We start from the raw sequence: 15,650 nt of genomic DNA, 5'->3' as shown, positions 1-15,650 counted from the left end.
GCGCCGCGGGGGCCGGGAGACATGAACCGATGGGTCGCTCCGGGCCGCCAGGCATGCCCTGTGCTCAGCGCGCCAGGATGGCGCGACCCGCATCGGCCAGGCCGCGTGCCATCGTGGCCGGCGCATCGAGCAGGAACAAGCCGGTGGCGCCGAAGACCGGCTGCAGCTGCGCCACTGCCCTGGCATCGCAAGCAATGCACTGCGCGCGCATGCCAGCGGCGCGCAGCCCGTCCATCGCCTGCCGCGCGTCCTGCAGCAGATGCCCAGCGTCGAACACATCGATGTCCCAGGGCTGCCCGTCCGTGACCAGCACGACGGTGCGGCGCCCGCCGGGCTCCTCGTCCAGGATGGTCTGCGCATGGCGCAGCGCCGCGCCCAGCCGGGTGGAGTGGCGTACCGGCAGCGCGGCCAGCGCGGCCGCATCGCAGGGTGCCCCGAACGCCACTGCCCGCCAGTAGGCGACCTCAAAGCGGCCGTTGGACGCGAAGCCATGCACGGCCACGCGCGCGCCGTGCTCCGCCAGGCGGCGGGCCAGCCACAGCGCGGCCTGCTGCTGGGCGGCCTGCACGGTCAGCGGACCGGCGCCCCAGGGGGCCAGCGTGGACTGCGACAGGTCGAGCAGCACGAGCACGCTGGCGCGCACCGGCGGCACCGTGCGGCGGAACAGGCGCGCATCCCAGCTGCGGCCGCGCCGCCGGTCTGCCAGCGCAGCGACGGTGGCCTGCAGGTCCAGCGCCTCGCCCTCGGCCTCGGGTGGCAGGCTGCGGGGGCGGGGCGGTGGGGCCACGCCGTGGTGGGCCACCGAGCGTTCCTGCACGCGGCACCAGGCCGGGCGCCACAGCCCCAGCTTGTCGTGCCATTCGCCGTAGTGCCGCTCGCGCAGCACAGGAACGGCATGCGCACGGGTGTGGCCCGCGGCGGACGGCGCGGGCGCGCCGCCGTCGGCGGGCAGCGGCTCCGCATCGCTGGTGCGGCCGTGGTCCCACAGGTAGCTGTGGTCGTCGCGGTAGGCCGCGCCTGGCCGGTACTGGGTGTCGAAGGGCACGCGCATCTGGCCCAGCATGTTGGCCAGGCGCATCGCGAGGTCGGCGAAGGCCTGGGGCGCGGCGCCGGCCGGCAAGGCCCAGAAGCCTTGTTGCGCGCGCTGCACCCAGTGGTGGCCGTCGCGCGCGGCGGGGTCGGCCAGCGCCCGGTCCAGCCGGTCCATCAGCGCGGCGAAGCCGAGCCCCTGTGCAGACCTTGCGGGCAAGGCCGCGGCGAACCAGCGCCGCACGCCCGGGAAGTCGTGCGCCAGCAGCCGCTCGACGCGCGCGTCCTCGACGGCCGACAGCACGGCCAGCGCCATCGGCTTGCGGCCGCGCGCATCGCGCGCCGGCAGGGAATGGCGCAGGTGCGCGGCGGCGTGCGCGATGGCGGCAGCGCCAGTGGCAAGGCCCGGCGGCAGCAGCAGCGCCGGGCCGAGCACCGGCTGGGACAGTCCTGGCACTTCCCGGACGGCGCACCCGTGCCTGCACAAGCCCTGCAGCAGCAACTGCAGCGCGGAAGTGTTCACGGATACAGCGCGTCCGCCAGCGCGCGCAGCGCCTGCACGCGCTCGGGCTGGTCGGACCAGGCCTGCACCAGGGCCAGTTCGCAGGCCAGCCGCGCCGGCATGCCGCCGGCCATCAGCTGGCCGGCACGCACCAGCATGCGCATCGACAGGGCCGGTTCCGCGTCCTCATCCAGTGCACGCGCGCGCTCGGCCAGTCCGACCAGCCGCATCGCCCGCTCCGGCTCCAGGCCCGACTCGTGCGCCACGATGGCGACCTGGGCTGCCACAGGCGGCGGGTCGAAGGCCATGGCCACGAAGCGCTGCCGCGTGGCGGGCCGCAGCTCCCGCCCCGGCTGCGGGTTGTACGAGACCACCAGCTGGAAGCGCGGGTGCGCCTGCAGCAGCTCGCCGTTGCGCTCCAGCGGCAGCACGCGGCGCGTGTCGGCCAGCGGGTGCAACACCGTGAGCGCATCGGGCCGTGCCTCGATCAGCTCGTCCAGGTAGCACAGCGCGCCGTGGCGCGCGGCCAGCGTGAGCGGCCCGTCCTGCCAGCGCGTGCCGTCGGCGTCGATCAGCCAGCGGCCCAGCAGGTCGCCGGCCGCCATGTCCTCATGGCAGGCCACGGTGACCAGCGGCAGGCCCAGCGTCCAGGCCATGTGCTCGACGAAGCGTGTCTTGCCGCAGCCGGGCGGGCCCTTCAGCAGCAATGGCAGGCGCAGTGCGTGGGCGTCCTGGAACTGCGCGACCTCGTCGCCGACCGGGCGGTAGTAGGGCTCCTGCGCGACTCGCCATTCCGCCAGCGGATCGACTGGTGCCTGCAGAACGGCGCTCATTGAAGCACCCTTCGGCCTGCGGCCTGTCCCGCCAAGCGGGCCGAGCCCGGACACGAAAGGTCCGGTGGACCTTTCGTGCCTGGCGAGGGGCCGAGGCGCGAGCCTCGGCGCGGCCTGCAAGGCCGAGCTTGCCTGGGGCGGCCCTGCGCGGCGCTCATCGGTGCTCGGGCAGCTGGTTCGGGATGCCGTCGATCGGGCATTCCGGCGTGCCTGGCGTGCCGCGGGTGAAGGCCTCGACCTTCTTGCGCGTGCCCTCCGGATCCTTGATCCAGTCGGCATAGAAGCCGTACGGGCAGGCCGCCACGCCATGCATGTCCTCGCCCGAGTTGATCTTGCCCGTGTAGCCGCGGTGCAGCAGCTTGTAGAGGTGGTTCTGCGACTGGCCGTTCTTGCGCGCGTCGCGGATCAGGTGCATCGACAGCTCGGCGTAGTTGATGCCCATCTCCTCCTCGCCGCACTCGCCCAGCGTACGGCCGTCGAAGCCGATCAGCGCCGAGTGGCCGAAGTACGAGTACACGCCATCGAAGCCGGTGGCATTGGCCACCGCCACGTACACGTTGTTCATGAAGGCCATGGCCTTGGCCACCAGCACCTGCTGCTCCTTGGCCGGGTACATGTAGCCCTGGCAGCGCACGATGAGTTCGGCGCCCTTCATCGCGCAGTCGCGCCAGATCTCGGGGTAGTTGCCGTCGTCGCAGATGATCAGGCTGATCTTCAGACCCTTGGGGCCTTCGCTCAGGTAGGTGCAGTCGCCCGGGTACCAGCCCTCCACGGGCACCCAGGGCATGATCTTGCGGTACTTCTGCACGATCTCGCCCTGGTCGTTCATGAGGATCAGCGTGTTGTAGGGCGCCTTGTGCGGATGCTCCTCGTGGCGCTCGCCGGTCAGCGAGAACACGCCCCAGACCTTGGCCCTGCGGCAGGCGTCCGCGAAGATCGCCGTCTCCTCGCCGGGCACGGTGGCGGCCGTCTCGTACATCTCCTTGGCGTCGTACATGATCCCGTGCGTGGAGTACTCCGGGAAGACCACCAGGTCCATGCCCGGCAGCCCCTGCTTCATGCCCACCACCATCTCGGCGATCTGGCGCGCATTGGCCAGCACCTCGGCCTTGGTGTGCAGGCGCGGCATCTTGTAGTTGACGACGGCCACGCCGACGCTGTCCTTGCTGCTCGATATGTCGCCGTGGCGCATGCGTTGACTCCTGTCTGAAATCGGATCGGGCCACCAGTGTTCTCGCCTGTGGTGTGCCACGCACTACGTTGAATGACGTATTCGTCCTGCGCAGGGTCGCGGATACCTTCTGTTGCACCGCAGCACACCAACCCAACAGGGCTGCCGGATTCCCAACGTCACAGGAGCTTGTCCATGTCCGCTGATTCCCGTCCCGAGTCCGTTCTGCGCCGGCGCATGCTGCAGATGGCCGCCATGTCGCCGTTTGCCGGCCTGTCGGCCGCCGCGCTGGCCCAGCAGTTCCCCACCGCCAAGGTCAACACCACGGGCCTGGCCATCACCGACACCGAGGTGACGGTCGGCCAGCTGCACTCGGCCACCGGCACCATGGCCATTTCCGAAACCGGCTCGATCCAGGCCGAGCAGCTCGCCATCGACCAGATCAACGCCATGGGCGGCATCCTGGGTCGCAAGATCAAGGTCATCAAGGAAGACGGCGCCTCCGACTGGCCGACCTTCGCCGAGAAGAGCCGCAAGCTGCTCGTCAACGACAAGACCGCCTGCGTGTTCGGCTGCTGGACCAGCGCCTCGCGCAAGGCCGTGCTGCCGGTGTTCGAGAAGGAGAACGGCCTCTTGTACTACCCCACCTTCTACGAAGGCCTGGAGCAGAGCAAGAACGTGATCTACACCGGCCAGGAAGCCACGCAGCAGATCATCTGGGGCCTGGACTGGGGTGCCAAGGAGAAGAAGGCCAAGACCTTCTTCCTGGTCGGCTCGGACTACATCTGGCCGCGCACCTCGATGAAGATCGCGCGCAAGCACATCGAGACGGTCGGCAAGCTGGGCTCGGTCAAGGGCGAGGAGTACTACCCGCTGGGCCACACCAACTTCAACTCGCTGATCAACAAGATCAAGGTGGCCAAGCCCGACTGCATCTTCGCGGCCGTGGTCGGTGGCTCCAACGTGGCCTTCTACAAGCAGCTCAAGGCCGCCGGCATCACGGGCGACAAGCAGTTCCTGCTGACCCTGTCGGTCACCGAGGACGAGATGACCGGCGTGGGCGGCGACAACTTCGCCGGCTTCTACTCGTCGATGAAGTACTTCCAGTCGCTGGACAACGAGAACAACAAGAAGTTCGTCGAGGCCTTCAAGGCCAAGTACGGCAAGGACGCCGTGATCGGCGACGTGACGCAGGCCGGCTACCTGGGCCCCTGGCTCTGGAAGGCCGCCGTGGAGAAGGCCGGCAGCTTCGACGTGGCCAAGGTCACGGCCGCATCGCCCGGCATCGAACTCAAGACCGCGCCGGAGGGCTACGTCAAGCTCGACGCCAACCACCATCTGTGGAGCAAGGCGCGCATCGGCCAGGGCCAGAAGGACGGCACGTTCAAGGTGGTCGCCGAGTCATCGGCCCTGATCGCTCCGGACCCGTTCCCCAAGGGCTACCAGTAAGCCAACCCAGCCCTCTCCCGGCGGTCGGGGGAGGGCCTTGTCGAACCTTGGAGAGCGAGCGCGCCATGACCTTTTCCGACATGCTCAACATCGGCCTCATGCAGGGCTTCGCGGGCCTGTCCCTGTTCGCGGTGCTGCTGCTGATGGGGCTGGGCCTGGCCATCATCTTCGGCCAGATGGGCGTCATCAACATGGCGCATGGCGAGTTCATGGCCATCGGCGCCTACACCGTCTACATGGCCGCCACCTTCACCGAGCACAACGCGCCCGGCGCCATGGCGGCGTACTTTCCCATCGCCATCGTGCTGGCCTTCGTGGTCGCCTTCTTCTTCGGCTGGATCATGGAATGGGCATTGATCCGCCACCTGTACAGCCGGCCGCTGGACACGCTGCTGGCCACCTGGGGCGTGAGCCTGGCGCTGCAGCAGTGCTTCCGCACCTTCATCGGTCCCAAGGAAGTCAGCCCCACGCTGCCCGATTGGCTGATGGGCTCCTGGGCCCCCATGGAGGGCCTGGACATCCCGATCAACGGCCTGTTCGTGCTGGCGCTCACGCTGGTCGTGACGGCCGGCGTGCTGATCGCGCTCAACAAGAGCCGCTGGGGCCTGCGCGTGCGTGCCACGGTCAGCAACCGCACCATGGCCAACGCCACCGGCATCGACACCAAGAAGACCGACCGCCTGACCTTCGCCATCGGCTGCGGCATCGCCGGCGTGGCCGGCGCGGCCTTCACCACCATCGGCTCCACCGGGCCGACCTCGGGCTCGCTCTACATCGTCGACGCCTTCCTGGTCGTCACCTTCGGCGGCGCCGCCAGCCTGCTGGGCACCGTGGTGTCGGCCTTCGGCATCGCGCAGACGCAGTCGATCACCGAGTTCTTCATGAGCGGCTCGATGGCCAAGGTGCTGACGCTCTCCTTGATCGTGCTGATCCTGATGGTGCGGCCGCAGGGCCTGTTCGCTTCCAAAGTCCGTCGCTAGAGGCCCGTATGAAACAACTGATCCAACGCTACCAGCTGGCCAGCGTGCTGCTGCTGACCCTGTTGCTGGTCGTCGTGCTGCCGCTCACGCTCGACATCTTCCGCCTGAACCTGGTCGGCAAGTACCTCAGCTATGCCTTCGTCGCCGTGGGCCTGGTCATGGTCTGGGGCTATGGCGGCGTGCTGAGCCTGGGGCAGGGCGTGTTCTTCGGCCTCGGTGGCTACGCCATGGCCATGTTCCTCAAGCTCGAAGCCTCGGACCCCGAGACCACCAAGATCCAGTCCACGCCCGGCATCCCGGACTTCATGGACTGGAACCAGCTGACCGAGCTGCCGCTGATGTGGCTGCCGTTCAAGAGCCTGCCGCTGGCGCTGATCCTGGTGGTGGCCGTGCCGATGGCGCTGGCCTGGTTGATCAGCTTCGCGATGTTCAAGCGCCGCGTGGGCGGCGTGTACTTCGCCATCATCACGCAGGCCGTGGCGCTGATCCTCACGGTGCTCATCATCGGCCAGCAGGGCTACACGGGCGGCGTGAACGGCATGACCGACCTCAAGACCATGCTGGGCTGGGACATCCGCACCGACAGCGCCAAGACCATCCTGTACTTCGTCTGCGTGGCGCTGCTGATCGGCGCCATCCTGCTGTGCCGCTGGATCCAGACCAGCAAGCTCGGCACGCTGCTGCTGGCCATGCGCGACAAGGAAGACCGCGTGCGCTTCTCGGGCTACGACGTGTCCAACTTCAAGGTGTTCACGTTCTGCCTGGCGGCCGGCCTGTCGGGCATCGGCGGCGCGCTGTTCACACTGCAGGTGGGCTTCATGTCGCCCACGCTGGTCGGCATCGTGCCTTCCATCGAGATGGTGATCTTCGCGGCCGTGGGCGGGCGCATGAGCCTGGTCGGCGCGGTGTACGGCGCGCTGCTGGTCAACGCCGGCAAGACGCTGTTCTCCGAGAGCTTCCCGGACCTGTGGCTGTTCCTGATGGCGGCCCTGTTCATCGGCGTGACCATGGCCTTCCCGATGGGCCTGGCCGGGCTGTGGGAAGACAAGATCAAGCCCTGGTGGCAGGCGCGCGGCGCCGCCCGCAAGGCCTACGACGACAAGCTCGTGGCCGCCAAGACGGCGCCGCATGCCGCATCGGCGATCAACAGCACCGAGCCTGCCACGCCCGACGCGAGCCTGCACGGCCAGCGCGCCTGAGCCCCGAGGAACCCACCATGAGCAACACCGACTTCGCCCTGGCCGTGGAAGACCTCACGGTCGCGTTCGACGGCTTCAAGGCCATCGACACGCTGACGCTGTACGTGGACAAGAACGAGCTGCGCGTGATCATCGGCCCCAACGGCGCGGGCAAGACCACGCTCCTGGACCTGATCTGCGGCAAGACCAAGGCCAGCGCCGGCTCCATCAAGTTCAAGAACACCGAACTGACCGGCATGGCCGAGCACAAGCGTGTGCGCCTGGGCATCGGCCGCAAGTTCCAGACGCCATCGATCTACGAGAACCTCTCGGTGTTCCAGAACCTGGAGGTGTCCTACCCGTCCGGCCGCTCGGTGCTGGGTGCGCTGGCCTTCAAGTGCACCGACAAGATCAAGGCGGCGGTGCAGGCCGTGGCCGAGGACATCTTCCTGGCCGACAAGCTGCACACCGAGGCCGGTCTGCTGTCGCATGGCCAGAAGCAGTGGCTGGAGATCGGCATGCTGCTCATGCAGGAACCCGAGCTGCTGATGCTGGACGAGCCCATCGCCGGCATGAGTTCGCGCGAACGCGAGCTGACGGCCGAGCTGCTCCAGCGCATCAGCAACAACCGCGCCGTCATCGTGATCGAGCACGACATGGACTTCGTCGCGCAGATCGCGCACAAGGTCACCGTCATGCACCAGGGAAAGATCCTGGCCGAAGGGCCGATGGACAAGGTGCAGGCCGACCCGAAGGTCATCGACGTCTACCTGGGCCACTGACATGAGCGACATCCTTCTGAACGTCAACGACATCCACACCGCCTACGGCCAGAGCGAGGCGCTGCACGGCATCAGCTTTGCCGCCCACGCCAACGAGACCGTGGCCATCATGGGCCGCAACGGCATGGGCAAGACCACGCTGTTCAAGAGCCTCATGGGCATCCTGCCGCTCAAGAGCGGCAGCATCCAGGTGGCGGGGCAGGATGTGTCGAAGGACGAGAGCTTTCGCCGCGTGGCCAAGGGCATCGCCTACGTGCCGCAGGGCCGCATGATCTTCCCCACGCTGACGGTGGAAGAGAACATCCAGACCGGCCTGCAGGGCGGCCCCAGCCTGCGTGTGCCCGAGGAGATCTACGCGCTGTTCCCGGTGCTGTTCGAGATGAAGCGGCGCAAGGGCGGCAACCTGTCGGGCGGCCAGCAGCAGCAGCTGGCGATCGCGCGTGCGCTGGTCACCAACCCCAAGGTGCTGCTGCTCGACGAGCCCACCGAGGGCATCCAGCCTTCCATCATCAAGGACATCGCCAAGGCGCTGAACGAGATCCGGCGCATGAAGGGCATCGCCATCGTGGTGTCCGAGCAGGTCCTCTCGTTCGCGATGGACGTGGCCGACCGGCTGTTCGTGATCGAAGGCGGCCGCCTCGTGCACGAGACCGCGCGCGACAAGACCGACATCGCGCACATCAAGCGCTACCTCTCTGTCTGATTTTTCACAACCAGGAGCAACCAGATGCCCGAAACCCTGATCAAGGTCGACCTTTCGCAGCCCGCACCGAGCAACGAGCTCGTGCACAACCGCTGGCACCCCGACATCCCCATGGCCTGCTGGGTCAACCCGGGCGACGACTTCGTGCTGGAGACCTACGACTGGACGGGTGGCTTCATCAAGAACAACGACAGCGCCGACGACGTGCGCGACATCGACCTGACGACAGTGCACTACCTGAGCGGCCCGGTCGGCGTGAAGGGCGCCAAGCCCGGCGACCTGCTGGTCGTGGAGCTGCTGGACATCGGCGCCAAGCAGGACAGCCTGTGGGGCTTCAACGGCTTCTTCAGCAAGAAGAACGGCGGCGGTTTCCTGACCGAGCACTTCCCGCAGGCGCAGAAGTCGATCTGGGACTTCCACGGCATGTTCACGACCTCGCGCCATGTACCGGGCGTGAAGTACGCCGGCCTGATCCACCCGGGCCTGATCGGCTGCCTGCCCGACCCCAAGATGCTGGAGACCTGGAACACGCGCGAGCAGGCGCTGATCGACTCCGACCCCGCCACCAGCGGCCTGGCGAACCCGCCGTTCGCCGGCACGGCCCACATGGGCCAGCTCAAGGGCGATGCCGCTGCCAAGGCCGCGGCCACCGGCGCGCGCACCGTGCCCCCGCGCGAGCACGGCGGCAACTGCGACATCAAGGACCTGTCGCGCGGCTCCAAGATCTTCTTCCCGGTCTACGTGGACGGCGCCGGCCTGTCGGTTGGCGACCTGCACTTCAGCCAGGGCGACGGCGAGATCACCTTCTGCGGCGCCATCGAGATGGCGGGCTGGGTGCACATGAAGGTCACCATCATCAAGGACGGCATGGCCAAGTACGGGATCAAGAACCCGATCTTCAAGCCCAGCCCCATCGTGCCGACCTACAACGACTACGTGATCTTCGAAGGCATCAGCGTGGACGAGAGCGGCAAGCAGTACTACCTGGACGTGAACGTGGCCTACCGCCAGGCCTGTTTGAACGCCATCGAGTACCTGAAGAAATTCGGCTACTCGGGCGCCCAGGCCTATTCCATCCTGGGGACGGCCCCCGTGCAGGGCCACATCAGCGGCGTGGTGGACGTGCCCAACGCCTGCGCCACGCTGTGGTTGCCGACGCAGATCTTCGACTTCGACATCAACCCGAGCGCGGCCGGGCCGACGAAGTTCCTGGACGGCTCCGTGCAGATGCCGCTGTCGCCGGACCTGGTCTGAGCTTGCGGCGCCGCGGCATGATGTGCGCATGCCGCGGCCGCACCACCATGTCTACGTCGTCCAGCTCGCCGACCAGGTGTGGAACAGCGCGCGCTTTCGCAGTGCCAATCCCGACTACCTGCTCGGCAAGCCCTTCGTCTACGTGGGCATGACCGGGCTGGACCCGGACATCCGCTTCGACAAGCACAAGGCCGGCATCCAGGCCAACCGCTTCGTGATGCTCTACGGCGAGCGGCTGCTGCCGGCGCTGTACGCGCGCTACAACCCCATGCCCTACCAGGCCGCGCGCGAGATGGAGGTGGAGCTCGGCATCCGCCTGCGCGCGCTGGGCTTCGGCGTCTGGCAGGGCTGAGGCCTCTACGTCATTCGACGTAGTGCCCATGGCGGCTGCCATGCGCAGAATGGCTTGAACCTTCTTCCATACGGGACCTTGCAGATGCCCACCTACGATTACGACTGTCCCGGCTGCGGCGGCTTCGATGCCTTTCGCACGCTGGCCCAGCGCAACGAGCCCGCCGCCTGCCCGGATTGCGGCACGTCTTCGCCGCGCGTGTTCGTGAGCTCGCCACGCCTGGCGCTGATGGACGGCGGCACGCGCGCCGCCATCGGCATCAACGAACGCGCCCGGCACGAGCCCAAGAGTTCGCGCGACTACCAGCGCATGCGGCATCCGGCCGGCTGCGGCTGCTGCAGCACCAGCGGCAAGCGCTCGGCCACCGTCACCGCGCCCAGCGGCGCCAAGGCGTTTCCGTCCAAGCGGCCCTGGATGATCAGCCACTGAGCCGCGCGTTCAGCGCCCGGCTGGCCGCAGCGTCTGCACCAGCATGCGGTACAGGCTGTCGACGGCCTTGGAGCCCTGCGAGGCCTTGCTGCGGTACACGGCCACCTGCATGGGTTCCATGGGCCCCAGGCCGTGTTCCAGGCCCAGCACCTGCAGGTGTTCCGGCGCGCTGCACTGCGTGAGCGCGCCACAGCCAGGCCGCTCTCCACGGCAGCGATCTGGCCGGCCAGGCTGGAGCTGTGGTACACGACTTTGTAGGGCCTGCCCTGCAGCGCCAGCGCGTTGATGGCGCTGCGCCGGCCCAGGCTCTCGGCCTCGTACACGGCGATCGGCAGCGGGTTGCGCATCCAGACCTCGAACTGCGGCGAGCCGACCCAGACCATGGGCTCGTGGAACAGCAGCATGCCGCGCCGCGCATGGTCGCGCGAGACCAGGGCCAGGTCGAGCTCGCCGCTGGCCACGCGCGGGATCAGCGCGGTGGACTGCTCGCAGTCGAGCTGGATCTCCACGCCGCCATGGCGCGGCCCGAAGCGCTTGAGCACGGGCGTGAGGTATTGGCTCGCGTAGTCGTCGGGCACGCCCAGGCGCACCTGACCCGAGACGGTCTCACCCTGCAGCGCGGCCTGGGCCTCGGCCTGCAGGTCCAGCATGCGCCGCGCATAGCCCAGCAGCTGCTGGCCGTCGGGCGTGAGCTGCAGATGCCGCCGCCCGCGCGCGAGCAAGGGTCGGCCCACGGCGGCCTCGAGTTTCTTGAGCTGCATGCTGACGGCGGATTGCGAGCGGTGCACCTCCAGCGCGGCGCTGGACAGCGAACCCGCGTCCACGCAGGCGACGAAGGCCCTCAACCAGTCGATCTGCAGGTCGTGCATGGATTCGATTTCCGCATGGCAGAGCGGCGAATTATCCGCTTTCCAAAAAGATGGCCGGGCAGCACAGTGCGGGCATGCGTTCCTCCCATGCCTTCTCGCCGGCCCTGCAGCACGGCGCGCTCGACGGCCGTGCCACCGGCGTCATGACGCTTCTGTGTCTGCTCTGGAGCCTGCAGCAGATCTCGCTCAAGGCCGTGGCCGATGCGGCGAGCCCCATGCTCATGGTCGCGCTGCGCTCCGGCATCGCGCTGGTGCTGCTGGCCTTGCTGATGGCCCGCCGCGGCGAGGCGCCGCAGCGGGTGCGCCACGGCGCCGGCCTGCTCGTGGGCGCGCTGTTCGGCATCGAGTACCTGCTTGTGAGCACCGCGCTGGAACTGACCCAGGCCTCGCACGTGGTCGTGTTCCTCTACACCTCGCCGATCTTCGCGGCGCTGGGCCTGCAGTGGCGGCTGCCGGCCGAGCGGCTGGGCGCTTTGCAGTGGCTGGGCATCGCGCTGGCCTTCGGCGGCATCGCCGTGGCCTTCCTGGGCGGGCAGGGTGGGGCGGCCAGCGGCCACCCGCAGGCCTGGCTCGGCGACCTGCTGGCGCTGGCGGCCGGCGCCGCCTGGGGCGCAACCACGGTGGCGATCCGCTGTTCGTCCCTGGCCAGCGCGCCGGCCACCGAGACCCTGCTATACCAGCTGCTGGGTGCCTTCGTGCTGCTGCTGCCGGCGGCCTGGCTGCTCGGCGACTGGCGCTTCACGGCCACGCCGGCGGTGTGGGCCCACCTGGGCTTCCAGGGCGTGGTGGTCTCGTTCGCGAGCTTTTTGACCTGGTGCTGGCTGCTGCGGCGCTACCTGGCCTCGCAGCTCGGGGTGTTCTCCTTCCTCACGCCGCTGTTCGGTGTGCTGCTGGGCGTCTGGCTGCTCGGCGAGGCGCTGGCGCCGCGCTTCGTGGCCGGCGGCGGCCTGGTGCTGGCCGGCATCGCGCTGGTCGGCGGCCATGCGGCGCTGGCGCGCCGGCTGGCGGCCGTGCGCGGGCTCGCGCCACGCTGATCTGTCCCAAGCACCACATACGCCACCTGGCGTACAGACCCCTTTCGGGGTTCTCCCTAGGATCGCTCCCAAGGTCAGACAAGGCCCACAGGCTTGTCGGACCGGACCGAACCAACCACCAACGGGAGCACTCCGAATGCAACGCAGCTTCACCCTCCAGGCCGTCACCGCGGCCCTCGCGCTGGCCGGCTTCTCCGCCGCCCACGCCCAGGACACCATCAAGGTCGGCGTGCTGCACGCGCTGTCCGGCACCATGGCCATCTCGGAAACGGCGCTCAAGGACATGGCGCTGATGACCATCGAAGACATCAACGCCAAGGGCGGCGTGATGGGCAAGAAACTCGAGCCCGTGGTGATCGACACCGCCTCCAACTGGCCGCTGGCCGCCGAGAAGGCCAAGCAGCTGATCGGCCAGGACAAGGTCGCCGTGACCTTCGGCTGCTGGACCTCGGTCTGCCGCAAGTCGGTGCTGCCGGTCTATGAAGAGAACAACGCGCTGCTGTACTACCCCGTGCAGTACGAGGGCGAGGAACTGTCCAAGAACGTGTTCTACACGGGCGCCGCGCCGAACCAGCAGGCCATCCCCGCCGTGGAATACCTGATGGGCAAGGAAGGTGGCGCCGCCAAGCGCTGGGTGCTGCTGGGCACCGACTACGTGTACCCGCGCACCGCCAACAAGATCGTGCGCGCGTTCCTGAAGTCCAAGGGTGTGGCGGACGCCGACATCATGGAGACCTACACGCCGTTCGGCCACAGCGACTACCAGACCATCGTCGCCGACATCAAGAAGTTCAGCACCGGCGGCAAGACGGCCGTGGTCTCCACCATCAACGGCGACTCCAACATCCCGTTCTACAAGGAACTGGGCAACGCCGGCCTGAACGCCAAGACCGTGCCCGTGGTGGCCTTCAGCGTGGGCGAGGAAGAACTGCGCGGCCTCGATCCCAAGCCGCTGGCCGGCCACCTGGCCTCGTGGAACTACTTCATGAGCGTCAAGAACCCGACCAACACGGCCTGGATCAAGCAGTGGAGCGACTACGCCAAGGCCAAGAAGCTGCCCGGCCAGTCCACCAAGCCGCTGACCAACGACCCGATGGAAGCCACCTACGTCGGCATCCACATGTGGAAGCAGGCCGTGGAGAAGGCCAAGTCCACCGACTCCGACAAGGTCATCGCCGCCATGGCCGGCCAGACCTTCAATGCGCCCAGCGGCTTCACGCTGACCATGGACGCGAAGAACCACCACCTGCACAAGCCCGTGCTGATCGGCGAGATCCGCCCGGACGGTCAGTTCAACGTGGTCTGGCGCACCAAGGCCCCGGTCAAGGCCCAGCCCTGGAGCCCGTTCATCGAAGGCAACGACAAGAAGAAGGACGAGCCCGAGAAGAAGTGAGCGGCTCCACCTGGCGCCACACATGAGAAGGGGCCGCGCGCCCCTTCTTTCACATCCAGAACACCAACATCAGGGGGTTGCCTTGCGAACATGGATCCGCACGCTAGCCACGGCGCTGGCGCTGTTCGGCGCTGTCGCCTCGGCGCACGCGCTGACCAACGAGGCCGCACTGGCCATGGCCTCGGGCACGTCGTCCGAGCGCATCGAGGCCATCACGGCCGCCGTCATCGAGGCCGTGGAGAAAGGCGACGCGAAGACCGTGGCCTTCCTGCAGGCGCTGTCGGACGACACCGTGCGCTTCACGGCCGACAAGGTCTTCGTCATGCAGGGCGACAAGGGCCATGACCCGGTGACCGGCGCGGAAGTGGCAGTGCCAGCCGACGCCGAGGACGTGGTCAACAACAACCTGATGCGGGGCGAGCTCGACGTGGCGCTGGCCGCGCTGCAGCTGCGCAGCGAGGACACCAGCGTGCGCGCCGATGCGGCCCGCGCACTGGCCGGCGCGCCGTCCGAAGCGCGGCTGCCGCTGCTCGACAAGGCCCTGGCCATCGAGAAGGACGCCGGCATCCGCGAACAGCTGGAACTGGCGCGTGCCGGCGGCCTGCTGTCCAGCGAGGACCCGGCCAAGCGCCTCGCCGCCGCGGCCACGCTTTCGGAGAACAAGCGCCCGGCCACCAAGCTGCTGCTCAACGAGCGGCTGGCCGAAGAGCAGGATCCGGCCGTCAAGAAGGCCATCGTCGCCGCCATCGCCAGCATCGACGCCGGCCTGGTCTGGGGCGAACGCCTGGGCCAGGCCTTCACGGGCGTGAGCCTGGGCTCCATCCTGCTGCTGGTGGCGCTGGGCCTGGCCATCACCTACGGCCTGATGGGCGTGATCAACATGGCCCACGGCGAGCTCATGATGATCGGCGCCTACGCCACCTACGTGGTGCAGGGCCTGTTCCAGAAGTACCTGCCGGGCGCCTTCGACGCCTACCTGATCGCCGCGATCCCGGCCGCCTTCCTGGCCTCGGCGCTGGTCGGCGCGATCCTCGAGCGCGGCGTGATCCGCTTCCTGTACGGCCGGCCGCTGGAGACGCTGCTGGCCACCTGGGGCATCAGCCTGGTGCTGATGCAGCTCGTGCGCACGACCTTCGGCGCGCAGAACGTGGCCGTGGAAAGTCCGTCCTGGATGAGCGGCGGCGTGCAGCTGCTGCCCAACCTGGCGCTGCCCTGGAACCGCGTGCTCATCATCGTGTTCGCGCTGCTGGTGCTGGGCGCCGTGGCCTGGTTGATCGGCCGCACGCGGCTGGGCCTGTTCGTGCGGGGCGTGACGCAGAACCGTCCCATCGCCTCCTGCATGGGCGTGAACACCGCGCGCATCGACACCTATGCCTTCGCGCTGGGCTCAGGCATCGCGGGCCTGGCCGGCTGCGCGCTGAGCCAGGTCGGCAACGTGGGGCCGGACCTGGGCCAGAGCTACATCGTCGACTCCTTCATGGTCGTGGTGGTGGGCGGCGTGGGCCAACTGGCCGGCACGGTCTACGCCGCGCTGGGCCTGGGCATCCTGAACAAGCTGTTCGAGGGCTGGGCCGGCGCGGTGCTGGCCAAGATCGCCGTGCTGGTCCTCATCATCGTCTTCATCCAGAAGCGGCCGCAGGGCATCTTCGCGATGAAGGGCCGCAGCGCGGAGGCTTGAATCCCATGAGCAGT

At 68.3% G+C, this 15,650-nt stretch carries 14 protein-coding genes and 1 pseudogene; 11 read left to right on the top strand and 4 right to left on the bottom strand.

The window, feature by feature from the left end:
• Window positions 1-64 precede the first annotated feature (64 nt).
• The 3 genes from ASF45_RS02450 to ASF45_RS02440 all read right to left on the bottom strand — a co-directional run bounded on the left by ASF45_RS02450 (window position 65) and on the right by ASF45_RS02440 (window position 3,556).
• Entirely contained in the window at window positions 65-1,552 is a 1,488-nt protein-coding gene (locus ASF45_RS02450; RefSeq protein WP_156472788.1) for a VWA domain-containing protein, read from the bottom strand.
• A complete protein-coding gene (locus tag ASF45_RS02445; protein ID WP_056656296.1) occupies window positions 1,549-2,364 on the bottom strand; it encodes an AAA family ATPase in 816 nt (271 codons plus the stop codon). Before ASF45_RS02445 ends, ASF45_RS02450 begins: the two co-directional genes overlap by 4 nt.
• Before the next feature lie 154 nt (window positions 2,365-2,518).
• The gene (locus ASF45_RS02440; RefSeq protein WP_056656293.1) at window positions 2,519-3,556 is read right to left on the bottom strand and encodes an aliphatic amidase; all 1,038 of its coding nucleotides are present in this window, start codon (window positions 3,554-3,556) and stop codon (window positions 2,519-2,521) included.
• Between the two features lie 174 nt (window positions 3,557-3,730).
• On the opposite strand from ASF45_RS02440, the gene urtA (ASF45_RS02435) reads away from it, so the two are divergent.
• The 8 genes from urtA (ASF45_RS02435) to ASF45_RS02400 all read left to right on the top strand — a co-directional run bounded on the left by urtA (ASF45_RS02435) (window position 3,731) and on the right by ASF45_RS02400 (window position 10,662).
• Window positions 3,731-4,984: an urea ABC transporter substrate-binding protein gene (gene urtA / locus ASF45_RS02435; RefSeq protein ID WP_056656290.1), complete on the top strand. Its 1,254-nt coding sequence runs from the start codon at window positions 3,731-3,733 to the stop codon at window positions 4,982-4,984.
• Window positions 4,985-5,049: 65 nt separating this feature from the next.
• On the top strand, window positions 5,050-5,964 hold the full coding sequence (gene urtB, locus ASF45_RS02430) for an urea ABC transporter permease subunit UrtB (RefSeq protein WP_056656286.1): 915 nt from the start codon (window positions 5,050-5,052) through the stop codon (window positions 5,962-5,964).
• A gap of 8 nt (window positions 5,965-5,972) precedes the next feature.
• Window positions 5,973-7,163: an urea ABC transporter permease subunit UrtC gene (gene urtC / locus ASF45_RS02425; protein WP_056656284.1), complete on the top strand. Its 1,191-nt coding sequence runs from the start codon at window positions 5,973-5,975 to the stop codon at window positions 7,161-7,163.
• Between the two features lie 17 nt (window positions 7,164-7,180).
• On the top strand, window positions 7,181-7,924 hold the full coding sequence (gene urtD, locus ASF45_RS02420; protein WP_056656280.1) for an urea ABC transporter ATP-binding protein UrtD: 744 nt from the start codon (window positions 7,181-7,183) through the stop codon (window positions 7,922-7,924).
• A gap of 1 nt (window position 7,925) precedes the next feature.
• Window positions 7,926-8,627, top strand: a complete 702-nt coding sequence (urtE, locus tag ASF45_RS02415) for an urea ABC transporter ATP-binding subunit UrtE (RefSeq protein WP_056656278.1) — start codon at window positions 7,926-7,928, stop codon at window positions 8,625-8,627.
• Between the two features lie 24 nt (window positions 8,628-8,651).
• Window positions 8,652-9,881, top strand: coding sequence for a formamidase (gene fmdA / locus ASF45_RS02410; RefSeq protein WP_056656274.1), 1,230 nt, complete (start codon window positions 8,652-8,654; stop codon window positions 9,879-9,881).
• A gap of 28 nt (window positions 9,882-9,909) precedes the next feature.
• Window positions 9,910-10,233: a hypothetical protein gene (locus ASF45_RS02405; protein WP_056656272.1), complete on the top strand. Its 324-nt coding sequence runs from the start codon at window positions 9,910-9,912 to the stop codon at window positions 10,231-10,233.
• Window positions 10,234-10,317: 84 nt separating this feature from the next.
• A complete protein-coding gene (locus ASF45_RS02400) occupies window positions 10,318-10,662 on the top strand; it encodes a zinc ribbon domain-containing protein (protein ID WP_056656268.1) in 345 nt (114 codons plus the stop codon).
• A 119-nt stretch (window positions 10,663-10,781) separates the two neighbouring features.
• On the opposite strand, the pseudogene ASF45_RS02395 reads toward ASF45_RS02400, so the two are convergent.
• Window positions 10,782-11,531: pseudogene (locus ASF45_RS02395) on the bottom strand (LysR family transcriptional regulator); the annotation flags it as partial.
• A 74-nt stretch (window positions 11,532-11,605) separates the two neighbouring features.
• Here ASF45_RS02395 and ASF45_RS02390 point away from each other — a divergent pair.
• The 3 genes from ASF45_RS02390 (at window position 11,606) to urtB (ASF45_RS02380) (ending at window position 15,636) form a co-directional block, all read left to right on the top strand.
• Entirely contained in the window at window positions 11,606-12,565 is a 960-nt protein-coding gene (locus ASF45_RS02390) for a DMT family transporter (RefSeq protein WP_056657436.1), read from the top strand.
• Window positions 12,566-12,701: 136 nt separating this feature from the next.
• Window positions 12,702-13,958: an urea ABC transporter substrate-binding protein gene (gene urtA / locus ASF45_RS02385; RefSeq protein ID WP_056656265.1), complete on the top strand. Its 1,257-nt coding sequence runs from the start codon at window positions 12,702-12,704 to the stop codon at window positions 13,956-13,958.
• A 175-nt stretch (window positions 13,959-14,133) separates the two neighbouring features.
• Complete coding sequence (gene urtB, locus ASF45_RS02380) at window positions 14,134-15,636, top strand: urea ABC transporter permease subunit UrtB (RefSeq protein ID WP_056657433.1); 1,503 nt, start codon at window positions 14,134-14,136, stop codon at window positions 15,634-15,636.
• Window positions 15,637-15,650 lie beyond the last annotated feature (14 nt).

It is taken from the genome of Pseudorhodoferax sp. Leaf265 (assembly GCF_001422365.1).
Taxonomy (GTDB): domain Bacteria; phylum Pseudomonadota; class Gammaproteobacteria; order Burkholderiales; family Burkholderiaceae_C; genus Pseudorhodoferax.
This window is presented reverse-complemented; position numbering and strand designations above follow the sequence as displayed.